At 75.2% G+C, this 23415-nt stretch carries 19 protein-coding genes; 7 read left to right on the top strand and 12 right to left on the bottom strand.

What is annotated here, in order from left to right; translation table 11 throughout:
* Nucleotides 1-163: 163 nt before the first annotated feature.
* From LPA27_RS12125 to LPA27_RS12135, 3 genes are read right to left on the bottom strand one after another with little or no spacing between them, the layout of a single operon-like run.
* Nucleotides 164-1072: an aminoglycoside phosphotransferase family protein gene (locus LPA27_RS12125; RefSeq protein ID WP_228942588.1), complete on the bottom strand. Its 909-nt coding sequence runs from the start codon at nucleotides 1070-1072 to the stop codon at nucleotides 164-166.
* An 11-nt stretch (nucleotides 1073-1083) separates the two neighbouring features.
* Nucleotides 1084-2964: a translation elongation factor 4 gene (gene lepA, locus LPA27_RS12130; RefSeq protein WP_056864187.1), complete on the bottom strand. Its 1881-nt coding sequence runs from the start codon at nucleotides 2962-2964 to the stop codon at nucleotides 1084-1086.
* A gap of 53 nt (nucleotides 2965-3017) precedes the next feature.
* Nucleotides 3018-4742 (bottom strand): thiamine pyrophosphate-dependent enzyme, encoded by a 1725-nt coding sequence (locus LPA27_RS12135; RefSeq protein WP_228942589.1) that lies wholly within the window; start codon nucleotides 4740-4742, stop codon nucleotides 3018-3020.
* A gap of 87 nt (nucleotides 4743-4829) precedes the next feature.
* On the opposite strand from LPA27_RS12135, the gene LPA27_RS12140 reads away from it, so the two are divergent.
* The 4 genes from LPA27_RS12140 (at nucleotide 4830) to rpsT (ending at nucleotide 7264) form a co-directional block, all read left to right on the top strand.
* Complete coding sequence (locus tag LPA27_RS12140; RefSeq protein WP_228942590.1) at nucleotides 4830-5201, top strand: hypothetical protein; 372 nt, start codon at nucleotides 4830-4832, stop codon at nucleotides 5199-5201.
* Nucleotides 5202-5414: 213 nt separating this feature from the next.
* Nucleotides 5415-5783, top strand: coding sequence for a hypothetical protein (locus LPA27_RS12145; protein ID WP_228942591.1), 369 nt, complete (start codon nucleotides 5415-5417; stop codon nucleotides 5781-5783).
* Nucleotides 5784-5849: 66 nt separating this feature from the next.
* On the top strand, nucleotides 5850-6857 hold the full coding sequence (locus LPA27_RS12150; protein ID WP_228942592.1) for a phosphotransferase: 1008 nt from the start codon (nucleotides 5850-5852) through the stop codon (nucleotides 6855-6857).
* 146 nt (nucleotides 6858-7003) lie between these two features.
* Complete coding sequence (gene rpsT, locus LPA27_RS12155) at nucleotides 7004-7264, top strand: 30S ribosomal protein S20 (RefSeq protein WP_056864184.1); 261 nt, start codon at nucleotides 7004-7006, stop codon at nucleotides 7262-7264.
* Between the two features lie 89 nt (nucleotides 7265-7353).
* Here the strand turns inward: rpsT and holA are convergent, their stop codons facing one another.
* From holA to LPA27_RS12185, 6 genes are all read right to left on the bottom strand, one after another.
* Nucleotides 7354-8382 carry a DNA polymerase III subunit delta gene (gene holA, locus LPA27_RS12160; protein WP_056864183.1) on the bottom strand — a complete coding sequence of 343 codons (1029 nt, stop codon included), beginning with the start codon at nucleotides 8380-8382 and terminating at the stop codon, nucleotides 7354-7356.
* A 71-nt stretch (nucleotides 8383-8453) separates the two neighbouring features.
* Nucleotides 8454-10796, bottom strand: coding sequence for a ComEC/Rec2 family competence protein (locus tag LPA27_RS12165; RefSeq protein WP_228942593.1), 2343 nt, complete (start codon nucleotides 10794-10796; stop codon nucleotides 8454-8456).
* A gap of 1 nt (nucleotide 10797) precedes the next feature.
* On the bottom strand, nucleotides 10798-11874 hold the full coding sequence (locus tag LPA27_RS12170) for a ComEA family DNA-binding protein (RefSeq protein ID WP_228942594.1): 1077 nt from the start codon (nucleotides 11872-11874) through the stop codon (nucleotides 10798-10800).
* Nucleotides 11875-12003: 129 nt separating this feature from the next.
* Nucleotides 12004-12876, bottom strand: a complete 873-nt coding sequence (locus tag LPA27_RS12175) for a DegV family protein (protein ID WP_228942595.1) — start codon at nucleotides 12874-12876, stop codon at nucleotides 12004-12006.
* 4 nt (nucleotides 12877-12880) lie between these two features.
* Entirely contained in the window at nucleotides 12881-15367 is a 2487-nt protein-coding gene (gene leuS, locus LPA27_RS12180; RefSeq protein ID WP_228942621.1) for a leucine--tRNA ligase, read from the bottom strand.
* A gap of 175 nt (nucleotides 15368-15542) precedes the next feature.
* Nucleotides 15543-16448 (bottom strand): alpha/beta hydrolase, encoded by a 906-nt coding sequence (locus LPA27_RS12185; protein ID WP_228942596.1) that lies wholly within the window; start codon nucleotides 16446-16448, stop codon nucleotides 15543-15545.
* Between the two features lie 48 nt (nucleotides 16449-16496).
* Between LPA27_RS12185 and LPA27_RS12190 the strand changes: the two genes are divergently transcribed.
* Nucleotides 16497-17288 carry an SDR family NAD(P)-dependent oxidoreductase gene (locus tag LPA27_RS12190; protein ID WP_228942597.1) on the top strand — a complete coding sequence of 264 codons (792 nt, stop codon included), beginning with the start codon at nucleotides 16497-16499 and terminating at the stop codon, nucleotides 17286-17288.
* 49 nt (nucleotides 17289-17337) lie between these two features.
* Here the strand turns inward: LPA27_RS12190 and LPA27_RS12195 are convergent, their stop codons facing one another.
* Entirely contained in the window at nucleotides 17338-19533 is a 2196-nt protein-coding gene (locus LPA27_RS12195) for a PhoX family protein (protein WP_228942598.1), read from the bottom strand.
* Between the two features lie 74 nt (nucleotides 19534-19607).
* Nucleotides 19608-20639, bottom strand: coding sequence for an AraC family transcriptional regulator (locus LPA27_RS12200; RefSeq protein WP_228942599.1), 1032 nt, complete (start codon nucleotides 20637-20639; stop codon nucleotides 19608-19610).
* Nucleotides 20640-20696: 57 nt separating this feature from the next.
* Between LPA27_RS12200 and LPA27_RS12205 the strand changes: the two genes are divergently transcribed.
* Together LPA27_RS12205 and LPA27_RS12210 are read left to right on the top strand one after the other, a co-directional pair.
* Nucleotides 20697-22202, top strand: a complete 1506-nt coding sequence (locus LPA27_RS12205; protein WP_228942600.1) for a flavin-containing monooxygenase — start codon at nucleotides 20697-20699, stop codon at nucleotides 22200-22202.
* Entirely contained in the window at nucleotides 22199-22846 is a 648-nt protein-coding gene (locus LPA27_RS12210; RefSeq protein WP_228942601.1) for an acetoacetate decarboxylase family protein, read from the top strand. Before LPA27_RS12205 ends, LPA27_RS12210 begins: the two co-directional genes overlap by 4 nt.
* 16 nt (nucleotides 22847-22862) lie before the next feature.
* On the opposite strand, the gene LPA27_RS12215 is transcribed toward LPA27_RS12210, so the two are convergent.
* Nucleotides 22863-23390, bottom strand: a complete 528-nt coding sequence (locus tag LPA27_RS12215) for a Dps family protein (RefSeq protein WP_056864174.1) — start codon at nucleotides 23388-23390, stop codon at nucleotides 22863-22865.
* Between the last annotated feature and the right edge of the window lie 25 nt (nucleotides 23391-23415).

The raw sequence follows: 23415 nt of genomic DNA on the forward strand, positions 1-23415 counted from the left end.
CCGCGTCGCCAGCTCCGCGCGCAGCGCCGCGGCCCGCGCCCCGACGTCACCCGCCGGGCCCGCTCCCGCGTCGCCCGCGTCGCCCGCTGCGTCCTGCGACTGGTCCTGATCGGTCACCGTCGTCCCCCTTTGCGCTGGTGTCCTGCCCCGAGGGTAACCCGGCTCAGCCCTGCACGGCCTTGGCGATCGTGATGCAGCGGGTCAGCCACTCGGCGTCGGGCGCTCCCGACTCCACCGACCGCAGGGCGTGGTGCAGCATGCGCACGACGACCCAGTCGCGGGCACGGTCCTCGTCGAGGCCGGCGGTGTCGATGGTGGTGTGGAAGCGGCGGCGCACCGCGTCGCGCACGTCGCCGGAGGCCAGGACCTCCTCCCAGCGGTTCCACAGCAGCGGCGCCACCTCGTAGTGCGGGTCGCCGCTGACCGGCTTCGGGTCGATCGCCAGCCACTCCGGCCCGTCGGAGCGCGAGGTGGCCAGCACGTTGGCGTAGTGGAGGTCGGTGTGGATCGTCGTGCCGGCGGCCGCGTCGTCGCCCAGCAGGTCGCGGCCCAGCGCCACCGCCTGCTCCACCAGGCGGTGCGGCACCCCGGCGTCGCGCGGCAGCCCGGCCAGCCGCTCGCTCCAGGGCTCGACGTACGACGCGAGGGTGCGCAGCTGCGGCGGGGCCGGCGTGTGGAGTGCGGCGTAGAGCCCGCCGACGACCTCGCAGGCCTCGACGTCCCAGGCCTCGGTGAGGTCGCGGTCCTCCAGGCGCTCCAGCAGCAGCGCGCGACGGTGCGGGTCGGCCCGTAGCAGCCGCACGCTCGCGCGCCCGCCCCAGCGCTGGAGCACCAGCGCCTCGTGCTCGGACTCCTCGTCGGGGAAGGCGAGCTTGAGCACCGCCGGCGCCCCGCGGTCGGTGCGCACCGGCAGCACCCACGAGCAGTGCCCGGCGCGGGACTCGCCGTCGGCGGCGAGCTCCCACGCACCGGCCAGCTCCTCGACGAGCCGCGGCAGCCGCTCGACGAAGGCCGCCCAGTCGGGCCCACGCGAGGCGAAGGCCGTGACCTCGGCGGGCAGCCGTGGCCTCACCGGGCCCGCACCTACTTCTTGCCGGTCTTCTCGCCGGCGACGGTCGGGCCGTTGGACAGCGCGGCGATGAACGCCTCCTGGGGGACCTCGACGCGGCCGACCATCTTCATCCGCTTCTTGCCCTCCTTCTGCTTCTCCAGCAGCTTGCGCTTGCGGGTGATGTCGCCGCCGTAGCACTTGGCCAGGACGTCCTTGCGGATGGCGCGGATGTTCTCCCGCGCGATCACCCGGGCGCCGATGGCGGCCTGGATCGGCACCTCGAACTGCTGACGCGGGATGAGGTCCTTGAGCTTGCCGGCCAGCATGACGCCGTAGGAGTAGGCCGCCTCGCGGTGGACGATGGCGGAGAAGGCGTCGACCGGCTCCCCCTGGAGCAGGATGTCGACCTTCACCAGGTCGGCGGCCTGCTCGCCCGAGCGCTCGTAGTTGAGCGAGGCGTAGCCCTTGGTCTTGGACTTGAGGTGGTCGAAGAAGTCGAAGGCGATCTCGCCCATCGGCAGCGTGTAGCGCATCTCGACACGGTCCTCGGAGAGGTAGTCCATGCCCTTGAGCGTGCCGCGCTTGGTCTGGCACAGCTCCATGATCGTGCCGATGTAGTCCGAGGGGCTGAGGATCGTGGCGTTGACCACCGGCTCGCGGACCTCGGCGATCTTGCCCTCGGGGTACTCGCTGGGGTTGGTCACCGTCAGCTCGGTGCCGTCCTCCATGACGACCTCGTAGACCACGTTCGGGGCGGTGGAGATGAGGTCGAGGTTGAACTCGCGCTCGAGGCGGTCGCGGGTGATCTCCATGTGCAGCAGGCCCAGGAAGCCCAGGCGGAAGCCGAAGCCGAGCGCGCCGGAGGTCTCCGGCTCGTAGGTCAGGGCCGCGTCGTTGAGCTGGAGCTTCTCGAGCGCCTCGCGCAGGTCGCCGAACTGGTCGCCGTCGATGGGGTAGAGACCGGCGTAGACCATCGGGTTGGGGTGCTTGTAGCCGCCCAGGGCCTGGGTCGCGCCGTGGTGCTGGGTGGTGACGGTGTCACCGACGCGCGACTGGCGCACGTCCTTCACCCCGGTGATGAGGTAGCCCACCTCGCCGACGCCGATCTTGTCGGCCTTGACCTGCTCGGGGCTGATCACGCCGAGCTCGAGCAGCTCGTGGGTGGCGCCGGTCGACATCATCTTGATCCGGTCGCGGTGGCTGAGCTCGCCGTCGATGACGCGGACGTAGGTGACCACGCCGCGGTAGGTGTCGTAGACGGAGTCGAAGATGAGCGCCCGCGCGGGCTTGTCGGCCTCGCCCACGGGAGGCGGGGTCTGCTTGACGATCTCGTTGAGCAGGTCGGCCACGCCGACGCCGGTCTTGGCGCTGACCCGCAGCACGTCGGAGGGGTCGCAGCCGACCAGCCCGGCGAGCTCCGCGGCGTACTTCTCGGGGTTGGCGCTGGGCAGGTCGATCTTGTTGAGCACCGGGATGATGTGCAGGTCGGCGCCCATGGCGAGGTAGAGGTTGGCCAGCGTCTGCGCCTCGATGCCCTGGGCCGCGTCGACCAGCAGGACCGCGGCCTCGCAGGCCTCCAGGGAGCGCGAGACCTCGTAGGTGAAGTCGACGTGGCCCGGCGTGTCGATCATGTTGAGCACGTAGTCGCCGGCCTCGGCGCCCTGCTCGTTGGCCGCCGGCACCGTCCACGGCATGCGCACGGCCTGGCTCTTGATCGTGATGCCGCGCTCGCGCTCGATGTCCATGCGGTCGAGGTACTGCGCCCGGGCGGCGCGCTCGTCGACCACGCCGGTCAGCTGCAGCATCCGGTCGGCCAGCGTCGACTTGCCGTGGTCGATGTGCGCGATGATGCAGAAGTTGCGGATGATCGCGGGCGCGGTCTGGCCGGGCTGCGGCAGAGGGGTGGGTGCCATGGTGCGCCCATTGTCCCCAACGCCGCCACAGGCGCGAAACCCGTGCCGCGAGGTCACTCCGGAGCGGCGACGAACTCCTTGGTCTTGGCCAGCGCGAAGCCCCAGCCCTGCGCGACGGTGGGCGTCGGCGGCACGGCCACCTCGTCGGGGTTGGTGACCACGTCGAGGAGCACGGGCCCGGGGTGGGCCAGCGCCTCGCGCACGGCCTCGTCGACGTCGTGGGGGTCGGTGACCCGCACCCCGTGCAGGCCCACGGCCCGCGCCACCGCGGCGAAGTCGGGGTTGTGCAGGACGGTGCCGAACTCGGGCAGCCCCGCCTGCTCCATCTCCAGCTTGACCATGCCCAGGCGACCGTTGTCGAAGACCACCAGCTTGACCGGCAGGTCGCGGGAGACGGCGGTGAGGAGGTCGCCCATCAGCATCGACAGGCCGCCGTCACCGCAGAAGGCCACCACCTGGCGGCCCCGGTCGAGGCCCTGGGCACCCAGGGCCTGCGGCATGGCGTTGGCCATCGAGCCGAGGTTGTAGCTGCCGAGCAGCCGGCGCGTGCCCGACATGCGCACGAAGCGCGCGAGCCAGGTGGTGGCCATGCCGGTGTCGGTGGTGAAGACGGCGTCGCTCGCGGCGTGGCGGTCCACGGCCGCGGCCAGCAGCTCGGGGCGGATCAGCGCGTCGGGGTTGTCGACGCGGCGGCGCAGCAGGCCGCGCGGTCGTCGGTCGTGGTCGGGGTCGGTGAGGCGCTGCTGCCGCTCGCGCCAGGCGTCGTACGACGAGCGCGCCGACTCCAGGTGCGACCGGTCGGGCTTGGCCGACAGCCGGGCGAGCAGGCCCTCGACGGCGAGACGGGCGTCGCCGACCACGGCGTGCTGCACCGGGATCCGCCGGCCGATCCGGGCGCCGTCGAGGTCGACCTGCACGACCGTCTTCCCCTCGGGCAGGAAGCCGGTGTAGGGGAAGTCGGTGCCGAGGAGCACCAGCACGTCGCAGCCGGAGAAGGCCACCTCGGAGGCGTGGTTGCCCAGCAGGCCCGACTGGCCGACCTCGTAGGGGTTGTCCTCCTCGAGCCCCTCCTTGGCCTTGAGCGAGAGCACCATCGGCGCGCAGAGCCGCTCGGCCAGCCGCAGCACCTCCGCGCGGGCGTGCCGGGCACCGGCGCCCACCAGCAGGGTCACCGCGGAGGCCGACTCGAGGGCGGTGGCGGCCTCGGCGAGGGCGTCGGGGTCCGGCGTGGCGACCGCCGGGCGGGCCACCAGGCGCGGCACCGGCGTGCCGGAGGGCAGGTCGAGCTCGCCGACGTCGCCGGGCAGGGTGAGCACGGCCACGCCGCGGTGCTGGAGGGCAGCGTTGCCGGCCCGCTCGATGAGCCCGGGCAGCTGCTCGGTGCTGGTGACGGTCTCGCAGAAGACCGAGACGTCGGCGAAGAGGGTGTCGTTGTCGACCTCCTGGAAGAAGTCGCTGCCCATGTCGCCGCGCGGCACCTGCCCGCAGATGGCCAGCACCGGGGCGCCGGACTTCTTGGCGTCGTAGAGCCCGTTGAGCAGGTGGATCGCCCCCGGGCCCACCGTGCCCATGCAGACGCCGAGCCGCCCGGTGAGCTGCGCCTGGGCCCCGGCGGCGAAGGCCGCGACCTCCTCGTGGCGCACCCCCATCCACTCCAGGCGCTCCTCGCGCCGGATCGCGTCGGTGACAGGGTTGAGCGCGTCGCCGACCACGCCCCAGACCTGGGTGACGCCGTGGTCGGCGAGGGACTCCACGAGCAGCTCTGCGACGGTGGTCATGGCCCCACCCTCCGCTCGCGGCACGACGCCCGGCTCCCCTCGCGGGGTGGGTCGCCGCCGACGGGCCCGGTGGCCGAGGATGGCCGTGTGCACCCCACGACGATCCCCCACGGCCGCACGGCGCGGCGCGTCGAGTGGTCCTTCCTGCCCCCGGCGCTGCGCGCCCAGGTCGAGCGGCGCCTCGGCTCCCCCGTGGTCGAGGCCCGCTCCCAGCGCGCCGGCTTCACCCCCGGCATGGCCTCGGTGCTGGTGTGCGCCGACGGCAGCCGCCACTTCGTCAAGGCGGCCTCGGTCAAGGCCCAGCGGCCCTTCGCCGAGGCCTACCGCGCGGAGGCCCGCACGCTGGCCGCCCTGCCCGCGGCCACCCCCGCGCCGCGGCTGCGGTGGGTCCACGACGACGGCGACTGGGTGGTGCTGGCCATCGAGCACGTGGAGGCGCGCGCGCCCCGCCGGCCGTGACCCCCCGCCGACCTCGACGCCGCGCTGGCGGCCCTGGCCCGCGCCGCCCAGACGCTGACCGCGGCCCCGGACGGCCCGGCCGTCGTCGCGGGCGCCGCCGACTTCGCCACCGAGTTCGCCGGCTTCCCGGCGTACTGGGACAGCCTGCGGCGCAGCCTGCCCGACCTGCGCCACCGCGAGGAGGCCGCGCTCCTGGCCGGGCGCTTCCGCGAGGTGACCGCCGGCAGCACCCTGGTGCACACCGACGTGCGCGACGACAACCTGCTGGTGCGCCCCGACGGCAGCGTCCTGGTCTGCGACTGGAACTGGCCGGCGCTGGGAGCGCCGTGGATCGACTCCCTGCTGCTGCTCATCGGCCCCCGCGGCGACGGACTCGACGTGGAGGCCGTGCTCGCCACCCACCCGACCTTCGCCGGCGTCGCCCCCGAGGCCGTCGACATCGTGCTCGCCCTGGTCACCGGCTACTTCCTCAAGTCCGCCGGCGACCCCGTGCCCGCGACCTCCCCCCACCTGCGCGAGGCGCAGTGGTGGCAGGGCGACGTGTGCTGGCACTGGCTCAGCGAGCGGCGCGGGTGGGAGTGAGCCCCGTGACCGGACCCGTGACCGGACCCGTGACCAGTCCCGCGGTGGGGCCGAGGTGAGCCCGCGGTGAGCCCGCGCGCCGTGGGCAGCCGACGGTCGTGGCTCGACGTGCCCGGGCGCGTGCGTGGCTGGGTGGCCGACGTCCTCGGCTCGCCGGTGGTGGCGCACGCCGACCAGGTCGGCGGCATGTCGCCGGGGTGTGCGGCCCGGGTGGTCTGCGCCTCGGGCCGCCGGGCCTTCGTCAAGGCGGTCGGGGCCGAGCTCAACCCCCACACCCCGACCCTCTTCCGGCGTGAGCGCGACGCCCTCGGGCTGCTGGGCTCCAGCCCGCTGTGGGCCGACCTCCTGGCCTCCTACGACGAGGCCGAGGACGCCGAGCGTGCCGGGGACGGCGGCTGGGTGGCCCTCGTGCTCGAGGACGTCGAGGGGCGCCACCCCGACCTCGAGGACGACGCCGAGGCCGCCGCCCTGCTCGAGGCCACCGACCGGCTCGTCGCCACCATGGCCGAGCGGGTCGTCGACCTGCCGGTGCCCGGCCCACCCCTGCCCTGGGAGCCCGCGCTCTACGCGCCCGGACCCCACGACCTGGGCCGGGTGATGGCCGAGTGGGCGCAGTCCGTGGAGCGCCTCGACGAGCTCCCGGCCCGCGCCGTGCCCTCGTGGGTCCGCCGCGAGCGCGACGCGCTGGCCGGGCTGCTGGCCCGCGTGCGCCGCGAGCCGGTCGACCACGTCGTGCACTTCGACATCCGCGACGACAACCTGCTCGTGCGCCCCGACGGCGGCGTGGTCTTCCTCGACTGGGGCGCCTTCGGCGTCGGGCCGGCCTGGACCGACCCGCTGCTGGCCCGGCTCGAGCGGGTCGACCGGGCGTGGTTCGACGACTCCCTGGCCTCCTCCCCCGCCCTGGTCCGCGCCGGTGACGACGTCGTGACGGGGGTGCTGGCCGGCCTCGGGACCCACCTGGCCCTGCGGGCCCACACCGCCCGGGACGTCGGCCTGCCGGGGCTGGCGGACTTCCGGCGCCGGGAGTCGGCCCGATTCCTCGACGGCGCGGCGCGGCGCCTGGGCGTGTGACCCGCGGTGCGGGTGGTGCGATTTGGGGGCCCAGGAGCGCCGCTGTTAATCTTGCTCGTCGCGTGTCTGGCCGCAGCCTGCGCCGACCGCACCGCAGACCTGCAGCACCAGACCACCACACGTCGACTCGAAGCGAAGGCACATCCGTGGCGAACATCAAGTCCCAGATCAAGCGCAACAAGCAGAACGAGAAGGCGCACGAGCGCAACAAGGCGGTCAAGACCGGCCTGAAGACCGCCGTCCGCAAGTTCCGCTCCGCCGCCGACGCCGGCGACAAGGACACCGCCGTCACCGCCGGCCGCGACGCTGCGCGCATGCTCGACAAGGCCGCCTCCAAGGGCGTCATCCACAAGAACCAGGCGGCGAACCGCAAGTCGGCCATCGCCAAGAAGACCGCCTCTCTCTGAGTCGGTCCACCACGAAGGCGCCACCCCGGTCGGGGTGGCGCCTTCGTCGTTCTCCGGCCCAGCTGCGCGGCCCGACCGCGTGGTCCCGCTCAGCGCTGCGTGCGCAGGCCGGTGATCGTCAGCACCAGCCGCTCCAGCGTGTACGACGGGTCGCTGGCGGCGCCCTTGATGTCGGCGTCGGCGCGCGCGACCGCCCGGATCGCGCGGGCCAGACCGTCGTCGTCCCACCCGCGCAGCTGGTCGCGCAGGGTGCGCAGCTTCCACGGGGGCACACCGACCTCGCGCGCGAGGTCGGCCTCGCCGCGACCTCGTGCCGAGCGCAGCCGGGCCAGGCCGCGGGCGCTGCCGGCGAAGGCGGAGGTCACCAGCACCGAGGCCACGCCGTTGTCGAGGGCCCAGCGCAGCTCCTCGAGCGCGGCACGGGTGTGGCCGGAGAAGGCTGCGTCGGCGACGGCGAAGGACTTGGCCTCGGCGCGGCCGCCGAAGTACTGCTTGACCTTCTCGACGGTGAGGTTCTCGCCCAGGAAGTCGTTGGTGAGCTGGTGGGCCGCGGCGGCCAGCGAGCGGAGGTCCTGGCCGACGGCCTGCACCAGCACCGAGGCCGCCTCCTGGTCGATGCGCGCCCCGTGGGAGCGCACCTCGGCGGCCACGAACGAGGGGTACTCCGAGGCGCGCAGCTCGGCCGACTTGACCTCGGTCACCGCGGGCAGCTTGCGCAGCTTGGCCAGCACGCCCGACCCCTTCGCGCCGCCACCGTGCACGAGCACGAGCGCGACGTCCTCGACCGGGTCGGCGGCGTAGGCCAGCAGGCCGGCCACCGACTCCTCCGGGAGGTGCTCCAGCGCCCGCACCACGACGCAGCGCGTGCTGGAGAACAACGAGGCGGCCGACATCTCCCCCAGGGTGGCGAGGGTGAGGTCGGCGGCGGGCGAGTCGGCCAGCTCGGCCTCGGGGTCGTGGGCCCTGACCGCGGCGCGCACGGCGACGACCGTGCGCTCGCCGAGGAACTCCTCCTTGCCGGTGACCAGGGTGACCCGCCCCAGGACGTCGGCGGCGCTCGGCCCCCGACCCCCGGCGGGTCGGGCGGCGGAGCGGGTCGAGGACGATGCGGCGGCCATGGTGGGACGAGCCTGCCACAGCCCGGGGACACCGCGTGCGGGCGCATGGGCCGACCGCGTGCGCGCGGGGCTCAGCGGTCGCCGGCGCCGCCCGGCTCCGCCGTCGAGGCCGGGCCGAGCGGGTCGTGGGTGAGGGTGCCGAGAGCGCCGTCGGGGTCGACGACGACGGCCAGGTCGCCGCTGAGGTCGGTGCGCAGCACCCGCGCACCGGTGCGCTCCAGGTCGGAGACGACCTGCGGCGAGGGGTGGCCGTAGGTGTTGTCCTGCCCCACCGAGACCAGGACCAGGCGGGCCGCCAGCGACTCCAGGAAGGCCTCGTCCTGGTGGGCGCTGCCGTGGTGGGGCAGCTTGAGCACGTCGGCGCGCAGGCCCGGCAGGGCCGCGGCGAGCACCGCCTGGCCCGTGGGCTCGAGGTCGCCGGTGAGCAGCATCCTGACCCCGCGCACCTCGACGAGCAGCACGACGCTCGCGTCGTTGGCGGCGCTGGCCCCGGAGGGCACCGGCGGGGCCGGCACCGGTGGCCACAGCACCTGCAGCGTGGCCTCGCCCACCCGCGACGTCGCGCCGTGGGCCACGGTCGACACCGCGACGCCGTGCTCCGCGGCGACCTCCTGCACGTGCTGCACCCCGCCGGGCGGGTCCGGCACGGAGGTCACCTCGACGCGGTCGACGCGCCGGCCCTCGAGCACGCCGGCGAGACCGTCGACGTGGTCGGCGTGGAAGTGCGTGAGCACGACCAGCGGCACCTGCTCGACCCCCAGGTCGGTCAGGCAGCGGTCGACCGCCGCGGCGTCGGGGCCGGCGTCGACCACCACCGCGGCCCCCGGGCCGGTGCGCAGCACCAGCGCGTCGCCCTGGCCCACGTCGCAGGCCACCAGCACCCAGCCCGGCGGGGGCCACCCGGGCGTCGGGAGCCGCACCAGCGCGACGAGGACCACCACGCCGACCGCGACCGGGCCCAGCGCCCGGCTGCGCAGCACGCGGGGCGCCAGCAGCGCCAGGGCGGCGCAGGCGAGGACGAGCACCACCAGCGCCAGCGGGCCGGTGCCCCAGGCGACGGCCGCCGTGGGGAGGTCGGCGCCGCGACGGGCGACCAGCACGATCCAGGCCACGCACCACGCGGCCAGGGTGCCGATCACCGTGGCCAACCCCGGCCAGACCAGCCCGACCAGCCCGGCCACGAGGCCGAGCACCGTCGCCGGGCCGACGACAGGGGCCACCAGCAGGTTGGCCACCACCGCGACCAGGCTGACCTGGCCGGAGACGGCGGCCACCAGCGGCGTGCAGGCCAGCTGGGCCGCGGCCGGCACCGCCACCGCCTCGGCCACCCACCGGGGCAGCCAGCGCCGCAGCGCGTCGCGCCAGGTCGGGGCCAGCACCAGGATGCCGGCCGTCGCGAGCACCGACAGCGCGAACCCCACCGTGGTCGCGAGCCCGGGCGAGACGAGCAGCAGCGCGGTGACCGCCACGCCCAGGGCCCGGAACCCGCGCTGGCGGCCGTTGCGGCCCAGGCCCAGCAGCCCCACCGCCCCCATCGCGGCCGCGCGCACGACGCTGGGCTCGGTGCGCGCGAGCAGGACGAAGCCGACGATGCCGAGGGCGCCGACGACCACCAGCCAGCGCCCGCGCACCCCGACCCAGCGCGCCAGGAGGAGCACGAACCCCACGACGAGCGTGAGGTTGGTGCCGGACACCGCGGTCAGGTGGGTCAGCCCGGCGGTGCGGAAGTCCTCGGCGACCCCGGGGTCGAGGCCGGCGTCGTCGCCCACGACCAGCGCGGGCACGAGCACCCGCTGGGCCGCGGGACGGTGCTCGACCGCCGCCCGCAGCGAGGCCCGTACGCCGGCAGCGCCGCGCCACCACACGTCGGGGCCCTCGAGGGTGGCCACCGCGTCGGCGCCGACCAGCAGCGCCGCGACCTCGTCGCCGCCGCGGGAGTCGGAGGGCGCCAGCCGCCCGCTGGTGCTCACCCGCGCACCGAGCGGCACCGCGGCCCAGTCGGTGCCGCCGAGCACCACCACGGGCGCGGAGAGCCGCCACGCCCGACCACGCCCGACCACGCGCTCGACGTCGAGGCGCACGACCACCTGCTCCTCGAAGGCGCCCTGCACCGGGCGCGGGTCGCTGACCACCGTGCCCTCCAGGTCGACCACCGCACGCTCAGCGGCGAGGTCGGCCACCGGCCCGTCGCGCACGACCGCGGCCCGCAGCACCGCGACGACCCCGACGGCGACCAGGACGCTGAGCAGCGCCGCCACGAGCGCACGGGTGCCGGGGCGGCGACGGGCCAGCGCGGCTCCGCCGACGAGGGCCGCGGCGAGCACGAGCACCGCCCAGCCGACCGTGAGGAGCGTGCCGGCGAGGGCACCGGCCCACGCCGCGAGCCCCACCAGGGCCATCCGGGGGTCGCGCACCTCAGAGGGTCACGTGCGGGGCGATCTGGGCCAGCGTGGCGTCGCCGATGCCGTCGACCTCGAGCAGCTCCTGCACCGAGGTGAAGCCGCCGTGCTCCTGGCGCCAGGCGAGGATGGCCTGCGCCGTCACCGGCCCGACCTCGGGCAGGGCCTCCAGCTCGGCCTGGGTGGCGGTGTTGAGGCTCACCGTGGCCACGGGCGCACCCGCCTCGGGCCCGGGGACCGCGCCGGGGGCCACCGCCGGCGCGGGTGCGGCCACAGGCGCGCCCCCCACGACCACCTGCTCCCCGTCGACGAGCACACGGGCCAGGTTGAGCCCCGCCAGGTCGACCCCGGGGCGGGCCCCGCCCGCGGCCTCGAGGGCGTCGACCACCCGCGAGCCCGCCTCGAGCACCGCGATGCCGGGTCGGCGCACCTTGCCGGTGACGTCCACGGTAACCGTGGCGGCCTCCCCCGACACCTCTCCCGACGCCTCCCCCGACGCCTCCGCCCCGACCCCGCCGGTCGGGGCGGCGCCGAACGCCTCGGGCGCGGTCGGGACCAGCGGAGTGGGCGCCGCCCCGGGCCCGGCCGCGGCGGCGGGCGCCGCCTCCACGACCGGGTCGGACCGCACCACCCACCAGCACGTGAGCGCCAGCGCCGCCGCCACCATCAGCGCGAGGGCGGCCACGTGGCCCGGCTGCAGCGGGACCGCGGGCAGCCGCGCGGCCCAGGACCGCCCCACCCCGACCCCCGAGCGCCTCGCAGCGTGTCGTCCCGGCACCGGCACGACCACCGCACCGTCCACCGCAGCGTCCACATCAGCGGCCGCAGGAGGGGCCGCAGGAGGGGCCGCAGGAGGGGCCGCAGCACCGTCCGCAGGAGGGGCCGCCCCGGGCCACCGCCCCGGGCCGGGCTCCCGGTCCTCCGTCGGCGCCGGCACCAGCCGCAGCGGTGGCTGCTCCCCGGCGACCCGGGTGTGCCCGTCCCACCACGGCTGCTCCCCGCCGGCGGCACGCGCGGCGTCGAGCTCGGCGGTCAGCAGGGCCAGCCGACGGGCGACGGCCTCCTGGTGCTCGGGGCGGGGTCGGGTGCGCATGCCGGCACGCTACGAAGCCACCGCGGCCCGTCGCGGCGACCGGAGGCCGACTGTGGACCGGCGTGCTCCCCCGGCGCCCTGTGCACGACAGGTGGGCCCCCCTCGACCGGCCGCGGGCGCGTGCGGACCTCAGCGGGGCGCGACGCAGACCGCGATCATGCCGGGCCCGACGTGGGCCCCGAGCACGGCGCCGAGCTCGCCGCAGGAGATCTCCTCGCCGGCCAGCTCGACGTCGAGCCGTCCGGCGAGCCGCTCCACCAGCTGGGCGGCGCGCTCGGGGTTGGCCAGGTGGGCCACCGAGACCTCCACGGGTCCGCCGGCCGCCGTGGCCGCCTGCACCGCGAGCTCCTCGAGGCGACCCAGCGCGCGGCCGGAGGTCCGCACGCGCTCGAGCGGCGCCACCCGGCCCTCGGCGATCTGGAGCAGCGGCTTGACCGCGAGCGCGCCGCCGAAGAGTGCGGCGGCGGTGCCGATGCGCCCGCCGCGGCGCAGGTACTCCAGCGTGTCGACGTAGAACAGCGAGGTGGTGGCGCGGCCGCGCTCGCGGGCGGCCGCGGCGGCCGTCGCGGCGTCGGCCCCGCCGGCCACGGCACGGGCGGCGGCCAGGGCGGCGTAACCGGTGCCGATGCCGACCTGCTCGGTGTCGACCACCTCCACCGGCACCGACGCCCGGCGCGCGGCCAGCTGGGCCGACTCCACCGTGCCGCTCATCTGACCCGACAGGTGCACCGACACGATCGCGTCCGCCCCGCCGCGCGCGGCCCGCTCGTAGGTCTCGAGCAGCAGCTCGGGCGAGGGGCGCGAGGTCGACACCGGCGTCCACTCCCGCAGCGCCGCCGCGACCAGGGCCGGGGTCGCCTCGCCCTCGGCCTCACCCTCGTCGTAGGCGCTGGCGCCGATCACCACCTGCAGCGGCACCACGACGATCCCGAGCCCGGCCGCCAGCTCCCCGGGGAGGCTGGCGGTCGAGTCGGTGACGACGACGACGCGACCGGCGGGCACGCGCTCAGACCACGATGTTGACGAGCTTCGGGGCCCGCACCACGACCTTGCGCACCTCGCGCCCGTCGAGGGCACGCTGCACGTCGGCGTCGGCCAGGGCCAGCGCCTCCAAGGCCTCGCCGTCGATGCCGGGGTCGACCTCCAGGCGGGCCTTGACCTTGCCCTGCACCTGCACGATCGCGGTGACCGACTGCTCCACCAGCAGCGCGGGGTCGACCGCGGGCCAGGCGACCTGGGCGACGGTGGGCTCGTGGCCCAGCCGCTCCCACATCTCCTCCGCGACGTACGGCGTGACCAGCGACAGCAGCTGCGCGACCGTCTCGACGGCCTCGCGCACCGCCGGGTCGGCCGGGCCGCAGCCGGTGTCGACGGCCTTGCGCGTGGCGTTGACCAGCTCCATCACGCGGGCCACCATCACGTTGAAGCGGTGGCCCTCGACCAGCTCGGCGGCGTCGCGGATCGTGCGGTGGGTCTGCGAGCGCAGCGTCGCGTCGCCGCCCGCGGGGTCGGTGCCCGGCGCGGAGGTGACGTCGCCGCTGAGGCGCCAGGCCCGCTGGAGGAACTTCTGCGAGCCCGACGGGGACACGTCGGCCCAGTCGATGTTGTCCTCGGGCGGGCTGGCGAAGACCAGCGTCAGGCGCACCGCGTCGACGCCGAAGGCGTCGAGCTGCTCGCCGAGGTTGACGCCGTTGCCCAGCGACTTGCTCATCTTGCGGCCCTGGTTGACCACGACGCCCTGGCCCAGCAGCGCCTCGAAGGGCTCGACGAAGTCGAGCATGCCCATGTCGTGCAGGACCTTGGTGAAGAAGCGGGCGTAGAGCAGGTGCAGCACGGCGTGCTCCAGGCCGCCGACGTACTGGTCGACCGCCCCCCACTCGCGCAGCTTCTCGGGGTCGAAGGGCCCCTTGGTGTAGCCCGGCGAGGTGAAGCGCAGGAAGTACCAGGAGGAGTCGACGAAGGTGTCCATCGTGTCGCTGTCGCGCTTCGCCGCGCCGCCGCAGGTCGGGCAGGCGACGTCGACCCACTCGCTGGCCGCGGCCAGCGGGGAGACGCCCCGGGGCTTGAGGTCGGCGCCCTTGAGCTCGGGCAGCTCGACGGGCAGCTGGTCCTCCGGCACGGGCACCTCGCCGCAGGAGGGGCAGTGGATGATCGGGATCGGGCAGCCCCAGAAGCGCTGCCGGCTCAGCAGCCAGTCGCGCAGGCGGTAGTTGACCGTGCCGGTGCCGGTGCCGCGCTCCTCCAGCAGCTCGATGGCGCGGCCGATGCCGGCGGCCTTGTCGGTGAGGCCGTCGAGCTCGCCGGAGGACACGTAGGCCCCGTCGCCGCTGGTGGCGACGCCGCTCTCGGCGGGGTCGGGCTCGCCGGTGTCGACCACGCGGCGCACAGGCAGGTCGAAGGCGCGGGCGAAGTCGAGGTCGCGCTGGTCGTGGGCGGGCACGGCCATGATGGCGCCGGTGCCGTAGTCGGCGAGCACGTAGTCCGACGCCCACACCGGCAGCCGCTCGCCGGTCAGCGGGTTGGTCGCGGTGACCCCGAGGTCGACGCCGCTCTTGGGCCGGTCGGTGGCCAGCCGCTCGATGTCGGAGGCCCTGCGGATCTCCTCCAGGTAGGCCTCGTAGGCCGGCCGCTGCGCGTCGCTGACCAGCTCGGCGGCCAGGTCGGCGTCGGCGGCGACCACCATGAAGGTCGCGCCGAAGAGGGTGTCGGGGCGGGTGGTGTAGACGGTGACCGGCTGCTCGCGGCCCTCGACGGCGAAGTCGACGTGGGCGCCCTCGGAGCGGCCGATCCAGTTGCGCTGGGCGGTGACGACGCGGTTCGGCCAGCGGTCGGCCACCTGGTCGAGGTCGGTCAGCAGCCGCTCGGCGTACTCGGTGGTCTTGAAGTACCACTGCGTCAGGTCACGCTTGGTGACCACCGCGCCGCAGCGCTCGCAGGCGCCGTCGACGACCTGCTCGTTGGCCAGCACCGTCTGGTCGTTGGGGCACCAGTTGACCGGGCTCTTGCGGCGGTAGGCCAGGCCACGCTCGCGGAACTTCAGGAACAGCCACTGCGTCCAGCGGTAGTACTCCGGGTCGGAGGTGTGCAGCCGGCGCGACCAGTCGAAGGCCAGGCCGTAGCGGCGCATCGAGGCGGCCTGGGTCTCGATGTTGGCGTAGGTGTAGGTCGCCGGGTGCTCGTCGTTGCGGATCGCGGCGTTCTCGGCCGGCAGGCCGAAGGAGTCCCAGCCCATCGGGTCGAGCACCTCGAAGCCGCGCATGCGCCAGTAGCGCGCGATGACGTCGTGCAGCGCGAACACCTCGGCGTGGCCCATGTGCAGGTCGCCGCTGGGGTAGGGGAACATCGTGAGCGCGTAGCGCTTCTCGCGCGGGGAGTCGTCGTCGGCCCGGAAGGGGTCGAGCTCCTCCCAGACCCGCTGCCACTTCTCCTCGGTCGCCACGACGTCGTACGTCGCCGCCTCGGTCTCGGCGTGCGTGGTGCGGTCCTGCGTCATCGTGGTCTCCTGGTGCTGGCCCTGAAGGCCGGGCCGGTGCTGGTGCTGGTCCTGGTGCTGGAGCTGGCGGTGTCGCCACATGAAAAAACCCCTCGCAGGGAGGGGTGGCCGCGCGATCGGTGGAAGATCAGCGCGGCTGGCCGAGAAGCAGGGCCGACGTGGTCATGGCTTCATCCTAGCGCCCCACGACGGAGCCGAGGAACTCCACCTGGGCGGCCACGGAGCGCTCGAAGGGCTCGCCGAGGTAGATGTCGAAGTGCCCCACGTCGAGGCGCTCCACGACCACCCGGCCCCGGGCCCGCTCGGCCACGCGCTCGACCGCCGCCGGGGGCGCGATGGTGTCGTCGGCGGCCACGAGCAGGAAGAGCGGCATCCGCAGCCGGCGGGCGCGCGCGACGGGCCGGTTGGTCGCGATCGGGAGGATGGCGCGCGCCGGCGTGTCGTTGCGGAAGCCGGGTCCGGCGATCGCGGCGTAGCCGTCGACGCCATCGTGGGAGGTGATCGCGGCCAGTGACCCGGGCTCGCCCACGACCGCGATGCGGTGGTCGGGACGGCCCAGCGCGTGGCCGGCCGCGTCGCGCAGGGCGTGGCCGGTCAGGCGCAGCAGCTGGCGCGGGCCGGCGTAGCGCAGGATCTCGCGCACCGCCGCCAGCCCGTCCATGGCGGCGCCCTGGGAGACGACCGCCGCGATCCGGGGGTCGTCGGCGGCCACGGCGACGACGTGCCCACCGGAGTAGGAGCTGCCCCACAGCACCACCCGCTCGGGGTCGAGGCCGGGCAGGCCGCGCACGTGCGCCACGACCGCGGCGTAGTCCTCGCGGTGGCGACGGTGGTCCACCAGCGTGCGCGGCTCCCCCGCCGAGGCACCGAAGCCGCGGTAGTCGAAGAGCACCACGTCGGCGCCGGCCGCGGCGAAGCGCTCGGCGTAGGGCATCAGGCCCGAGTCGCGGGTGCAGCCGAAGCCGTGGGCCATGACGACGACCGGTCGCCCGGCCGGCCCGGCCCAGGCCTCGGTGGTGGCCGGGACGTGCCAGGCCGCGAGGGACGTGCCGTGGCTGGGGATCGTGAGGTCGTGGCGCACTCTCGGACCCTAGGCCACCGACGGCCCCGGTGTGCCTACGATCACGCCATGACCGACCCCACCACGACCGACCGCCCGCGCACCGTCTCCGACATGTTCCGCCTCGACGGCAGGGTCGCCGTCGTGACCGGCGCCTCGAGCGGCCTCGGGGTCGCCTTCGCCGAGGCCCTGGCCCAGGCCGGCGCCGACGTCGTGATCGGCGCCCGGCGGGTGGACCGCCTCGAGGAGACCGCCGCCCTGGTGCGCGCCGCGGGCCGCACGGCGCTGCCGGTGGCCACCGACGTGGCCGACCCCGCGTCGTGCGACCGGCTCGTGGCGCTGGCCATGGAGGAGTTCGGCCACGTCGACGTCCTGGTCAACAACGCCGGGATCGGCACCGCCGTGCCCGCCACGCGCGAGACGCCCGAGCAGTTCCGCGGCGTCATCGACGTCAACCTCAACGGCTGCTACTGGATGGCCCAGGCCTGCGGGCGGGTGATGGGCCACGGCTCGTCGATCATCAACATCTCCTCGGTGCTCGGCCTCACCACCGCGGGTCTCCCCCAGGCCGCCTACGCCGCGTCCAAGGCCGGCCTCATCGGCCTCACGCGCGACCTGGCCCAGCAGTGGACCGGACGCAAGGGCATCCGGGTCAACGCCATCGCCCCGGGCTTCTTCGCCTCCGAGATGACCGAGCAGTACCCCGAGGGCTACCTCGAGTCGATGCAGCAGCGCATCCCGGCCGGACGCAAGGGCGACCCCGCCGAGCTGGCCGCCACGGTGGTCTGGCTGGCCTCGCCGGCCGGCGGCTACGTCACCGGCCAGACCCTCGCGGTCGACGGCGGCCTCACCATCACGTGAGCGCCCCGCGCCCGCCCGGTGCCGCTCCGGACGGGCGCGAGGAGCGCCGTCAGGCCCGGCGGAAGGCGACGACCACCGACGGGCGCGGGAAGTCGTCGGTGTGGGGCCAGGTGCTCTGCGGGGCCTCGAAGGTGGCCGTGTCGGCCTCGCCAGGGTGCTGCACGGCGAAGAACAGCGACCGGTTGCGGTCGGTCACCAGCGGCCCGCAGGCCTCCGCGCCGCGCGGCACGGTGACGAACTGCTCGACCTTGCCGCGGTCGGGTCCCGAGGTCGGCACGCGGAAGACGCCGTCGTTGGAGCCGAGCACGTTGCCGTCGGTGGAGATCCACAGCGAGCCGTCGTCGGAGAAGGTGACGTTGTCGGGGCAGCTGATCGGGCTGACCTGCGACTTGTCGAAGCCGGCGAAGTAGGTCTCCTGCGCCGCGGGGTCGCCGCAGACCAGCATGAGGTCCCAGGTGAAGGTCGTGCCCGCGTGGCCGCCCCTGCCCGGCGTCATCTCCAGCACGTAGCCGTTGCGGTTGCCCGAGGCCTGCGTCAGCGGGGCGCCCAGCGAGGCACGGACCATCGAGGAGCCGACCGGGTTGGGCTCGTCGGTGGGCAGCGCGGCGGTGCCGCGGTTGGAGTTGTTGGTCAGCGCGGCGTAGACCTTGCCGTTGACCAGGTTGGGCTCGACGTCCTCGGGGCGGTCCATCCGGGTCGGGGCGACCTTGTCGGCGGCCAGGCGGGTGAAGAGCAGCACGTCGGCCACCGACATGCCCTCGACGAAGGACTCGGTGTCGCTGCACAGCGGGATCCACTCGCCCGTGCCGTCGGAGACGCCGTCCTCGGCGCCGTCGCCGGTGAGGCGCGCGACGTAGAGGGTGCCGGCGCTGAGCAGGCGCAGGTTGCGGCGCTTGGCCCGCTCGGAGCCCGCGTCGTCGAAGGTGCCGGCGGAGACGAACTTGTAGAGGTAGTCACCGCGCTCGTCGTCGCCCATGTAGGCCACGGCGCGACCGTTCTCGGCGATGACGACGTTGGCGCCCTCGTGCTTGAAGCGGCCCAGCATCGTGTGCTTGCGCGGGGCGCTGTCGGGGTCGAAGGGGTCGACCTCGACGATCCAGCCGAAACGGTGCGGCTCGTGCGGCTCGGCGCTGAGGTCGAAGCGCGGGTCCACCGTGTTCCAGCCCTTGCCCTTGCCGCTGATGCCGTAGCGGGCGTACTGCTCGGTGTAGCGCTCGTCGAGGCCGTCGGGGGCGTCGAAGTACTGGTTGAAGTTCTCCTCCCCCGAGAGCACCGTGCCCCACGGCGTCGTGCCGCCGGCACAGTTGTTGAGGGTGCCGAGCACCTTCGTGCCGGTCGGGTCGGCGCTGGTGCGCAGCCGCTCGTCGCCGGCGGCGGGCCCGTCGACGACGAAGGTGGTGTCGATGTGGAGGCGGCGGTTGTAGCGCGCCCGCCGCAGGTCGCTGACCGGCAGCCAGTCGCCGTCGACCTTGGCGCGCTTGATCTGCACCACCGACATGCCGTGGCTGGCCATGGCGATGGCCTTGACCTGGTCGGCGGTGTAGACGCCGGTCGGGAACATGAGGTTCTCGTCGGTGTACTCGTGGTTGACGACCAGGAGCGCCTGGTCGAAGTCGCGGGCCAGGTAGCCGTACTGCGTGCCGCCCTTGCCGCCCTTGCCCTTGCCCTTGGCGGGCAGCGGGAGCACGCCGACGTAGTCGCAGTTGTAGCCGAACTGGGTCTTGGCGGCCTCGGGGGTCTGGGCGTAGGCGTCGAAGCGCGGCGCGCCGGCCACGACCCGGTCGCCCCAGCTGATCACCACGGAGTGGTCGAAGCCGCGGGGCACGGTCACGGCGTCGCGCTTGTTGGGCCCGACCGGCGAGAACGCCGCGCGGGCCAGGTCGCCGCTCATCGGCTTGGCCGACGGCGCGGCGGGCGCGGCGGGGGCGGCCGCCGCCGCGCCGCCGAGGGCGCCGGCGGTGAGGCCGCCGAGCACGAGCGCGCCGGAGGTGGTCGCCGCGCCCTTGAGCACGGAGCGGCGGGCGACGGCCTTGACGATCTCGTCCTGCACGTGGCCGTGGCCGGTCTGGTTGGGCTCGGGGTGGTCGCAGGCCAGGCCGCAGCGGAAGAAGCACGTGGCGTAGCTGCGCGAGCCGTGGCGGGTGCCGGAGGGCACGGGCACGAGCGGCAGGCTGCGGCGCGCGGTCGGCGCGTCCGCGACGGTGGGGCTGATCGGGCTGACCGGGGTGGTGGGGGTGGTCGTCATCGGGATGGGCTCTCCATGATCGATCGTCGTGGTGGCCCGCGGTGTCCGCGGGCAACGGCCGCACCCTAGGAAGGTCAGGTGGTGCGGGAGGGGGCCTGCAGGTGGGGTCGCGGTGACCTCTGGGTGAACGCAGGGTGCTCCCGGCGCGCGCTCGACGGGGGTCCGCCGGTCCAGCGGCGGTGCGCGTGGGTGAGGGCCGCGGTCTCGGCGTAGCCCAGCCGCCGCGCCACCTCGGCCACCGGCAGCCCGGCGCCCAGCAGCTCGGCGGCCAGCGGTGCCCGCACCTCCTCCAGCAGCTCGCGGTACGTCGTGCCCGCGGCTCCCAGCCGGCGCCGCAGCGTGCGCTCGCTGAGCCCGAGGGCCGAGGCGACCTCGGGCATCGGCGCTGCGGCCGCGAGGCGCTGGGCGATGAGCACGCGCACCTCCTGGGCCACGCCGGTGCGCTCGCGCCGGCGGGCGACGGCCTGCAGGCACAGCTGCTCGGCGAGCCGGTCGACCTGCGCGGCGGCGCGACCGGTGGGCCGCGGCAGCGGACGGGCGAGCTCGGCCGCGTCGACCTCGAGGCGGGCCCGGTCGGCGCCGAGGCTCAGCCGGGCGCCCACGCCCCCGGGCACCAGCGAGGCCAGGACGGTGTCGACGGCGGTGGCGTCGCGGGCGAGGAGGAACGCGCGCACGTCGGCCGGGAGCCCCGACCCGTCGAGGTCGACCACCAGCCGGCCGTCGACGAGGCCGGCGCGAGGGATCGCGAAGGCGTGGCTGAGGTCGATGTAGCGCAGCGCCACCTCGACCGCGTCACGCACGGTGCGGCTGGCGAGCAGGGCCAGCCCGAGCACCCCGAAGGTGCTCGCGTCGTAGGACGCCCCCACCTCGGCCCCCGACCCCGGGCGGTGCCGCTGGAGCGTGCGCACGACCCGCAGCTCCTGCGCGGCGGTCACCACTGCCCCCGGCGCCTCGAGGTCGCCGACCGCCAGGCCGGTGCCGGCCAGCGCGGCCTCGGGGGCCAGCCCGGCGCGGCACGCGTGCCGCACGAGCAGCGCGACCCCGAGGGCCGAGCGCGGGAAGTCCCAGTCGGCGGCCGCGGGGGCGGGCAGGTTGTCCGGAATCATCAAGCCGATCCTGCCCGACCGCTCCCCCGGCGGCAACCAGCGTCCTAGCGTCGGGGCATGGTCACCCCCACGCCCGCGCAGGGCCCCCGTGCCCCCCGTGCCCCCCGTGCCCCCCGTGTCCTCGTGGTCGGAGCCGGCTTCGGAGGCCTCGGCGTCGTGCGCGCCCTGCGCGAGCGGGGTCTCAACGACGTCACGGTGCTCGAGCGGGCCGAGGCGGCCGGCGGCGTCTGGCGCGACAACACCTACCCCGGGGCCGCCTGCGACGTGCCCTCGCCGCTCTACTCCTGGTCCTGGGCGGTGAAGACCGACTGGCAGCACCGCTACGGCACCCAGCCGGAGATCCTCGCCTACCTGCGCGAGACCGCGGCCCGGGAGGGGCTGCTCGACCACGTGGAGACCGGACGCACCGTGACCTCGCTGCGCTGGTCGGAGGACACGCGGAGCTGGGCCGTGGCGACGGCCGAGGGCGCGACGTACGAGGCCGACGTGGTGGTGACCGCCACCGGTCAGCTCTCCGAGCCGGTCGTGCCCGACCTGCCGGGCGCCGACTCCTTCGCGGGCCCGTCCTTCCACTCCGCGCAGTGGCGCCACGACGTCGACCTCACCGGCAAGCGCGTGGCCGTGGTCGGAACCGGCGCCAGCGCGATCCAGTTCGTGCCGGGCATCGTGGACCGGGTCGGCGCGCTGACGGTCTTCCAGCGCTCCGCGCCCTACGTCGTGCCCAAGCCCGACCAGGAGTGGGGCGAGCGGCACCACCGCGTCTTCGACCGGGTGCCGGCCCTGATGGGCGCCGAGCGGCGCTCGTGGTTCTGGCTCACCGAGCGGCTCAACGCCGCCCTCGTCGGGGAGTCGCCGCTGACGCCGGCCATCAACCGCGGCCTGCGGGCGGTCTGGCGGCTGCACCTGCGCCGCCAGGTGCGCGACGCCGCACTGCGGGCCCGGCTCGTGCCGGACTACCCGATCGGGTGCAAGCGGCTGCTCTTCAGCAACGACTGGTACCCCGCGCTCGACCGCGACCACGTCGAGGTGGTCGACACCGCCGTGGCCGGCGTCGAGCCGACCGGCGTGCGCACCGCCGACGGCGTGCTCCACGAGGTCGACGTCGTGATCTGGGGCACCGGCTTCGCCGCGACCCGCTTCCTCGACGGCGTCGAGGTCGTGGGCCCGGGCGGCCGGACCCTCGCCGAACAGTGGCGCGGTGGCGCGCGCGCCCACCTCGGCGTGGGCGTGGCGGGCTTCCCCAACCTGTTCTGCGTCTACGGGCCCAACACCAACCTGGGGGGCAGCTCGATCATCACCATGATGGAGGCGCAGGCCGGGTGGATCGCCCAGGTCGCCCGCGGCATCGCCGACGGCCGCGCCCGCGGGGTCGCCCCGCGCGCGGAGGTCTACGACGCCTACGACGAGGAGATGCAGACCCGGCTGGCGCGCAGCGCCTGGGCCGGCTGCTCGAGCTGGTACGTCGAGGGCGGCCGGATCAGCACCAACTGGCCCGGGCGGGTGCAGGAGTACCAGGAGCGCACCGCCCGCGTCGACTGGTCGCAGCTGGAGGACGTGTCGTGAGCGCGGCCGAGCCGGCCGGCGCCTACCCGCCCGAGCCGTGGGACCTCACCGGCACGGGCCGGCTCACTGCCTGGGCGGTGCCCGTCGGCGACCTGCCCGCACTGCCGGCGGGCGTGCGGCCGGTGGTGCTGCGCGGCCGCGCACTCGCGGCGACCGCCTTCGTGCGCTACGACGAGCGGGGCCTGATGGCCTACGACGAGCTGCTCGCCGCCGTGGTGGTGCGCCACGGCCGGGGGCTGGCGCTGTCGATCACCGACATCTGGGTGGACAGCGAGGTCTCGCGGGCCGGCGGCCGTGGCCTGTGGGGCATCCCCAAGGAGCTGGCCACCTTCTCCTCCCCCGCGCCCGACCGGATCGGCGCGCGCACCGACGACGGGCCGCTGGCCTCGGTCGGGACCGCACCCCGACGGCTTCCGGGGCTGCGACTGCCGCTGCCCCTGCGCTCCCACGTCGTGCAGACCCGCGACGGCGTCACCGTGGCCAGCCCGATCCGGGCCACCGGGCGGGTGCGCCCCGCCCGGGCCCGGTGGACCGTCGAGCCCGAGGGTGCGCTGGCCTGGCTGCGCGGCGCCTCGCCGGTCACCAGCGCGGTGGCCGAGGACTTCGCGATGCGCTTCGGCGCCGCTCCGGTCCCCCGGCGCTAGCCGCTCCCGAGCCCGCTCAGCCGTGCAGCGGGCGCGGCAGGCTGCGACCGGCGACGCGGTTCTCGGCGTCGATCATCCAGGCCAGCTGCTCGAGGCGCTCGATGACGGTGTGGAGGATGTCGGCGGTGGTGGGGTCCTCCGCGTCGACCTCGTCGTGGATGCGGCGCGCGGTGCCGGTGGTGGCGTAGATCGCGCCGGTGATGAGGTCGACGGTGTCGGCAGTGTTGACCTCGCCCGCGGGGAACTGCGGCAGGCTCGTCTGGGCGGCGACCGTCGCCGAGCGCCCGTCGGGGGTGATGTAGATGGCGCGCATGCGCTCGGCGACGGTGTCGGAGAACTCGCGGGCGGCGTCGACGACCTCGTCGAGGGCCAGGTGCAGGTCGCGGAAGTTCAGGCCGACGACGTTCCAGTGGGCCTGCTTGCCCTGCACGTGCAGGTCGATGAGGTCGACGCTCATCTGCTGCAGGTGGGCCGCCAGCCGCTCGGAGGCGGTGAAGGGGGGGCGGGCGACGTGGGTGGTCTCGCTGTGCAGGACGTCGGTCATGGGTGGTTCCTCTCCTCGGTGGTGT

Source organism: Nocardioides sp. Leaf374 (assembly GCF_916862475.1).
Classification (GTDB): domain Bacteria; phylum Actinomycetota; class Actinomycetes; order Propionibacteriales; family Nocardioidaceae; genus Nocardioides; species Nocardioides kribbensis.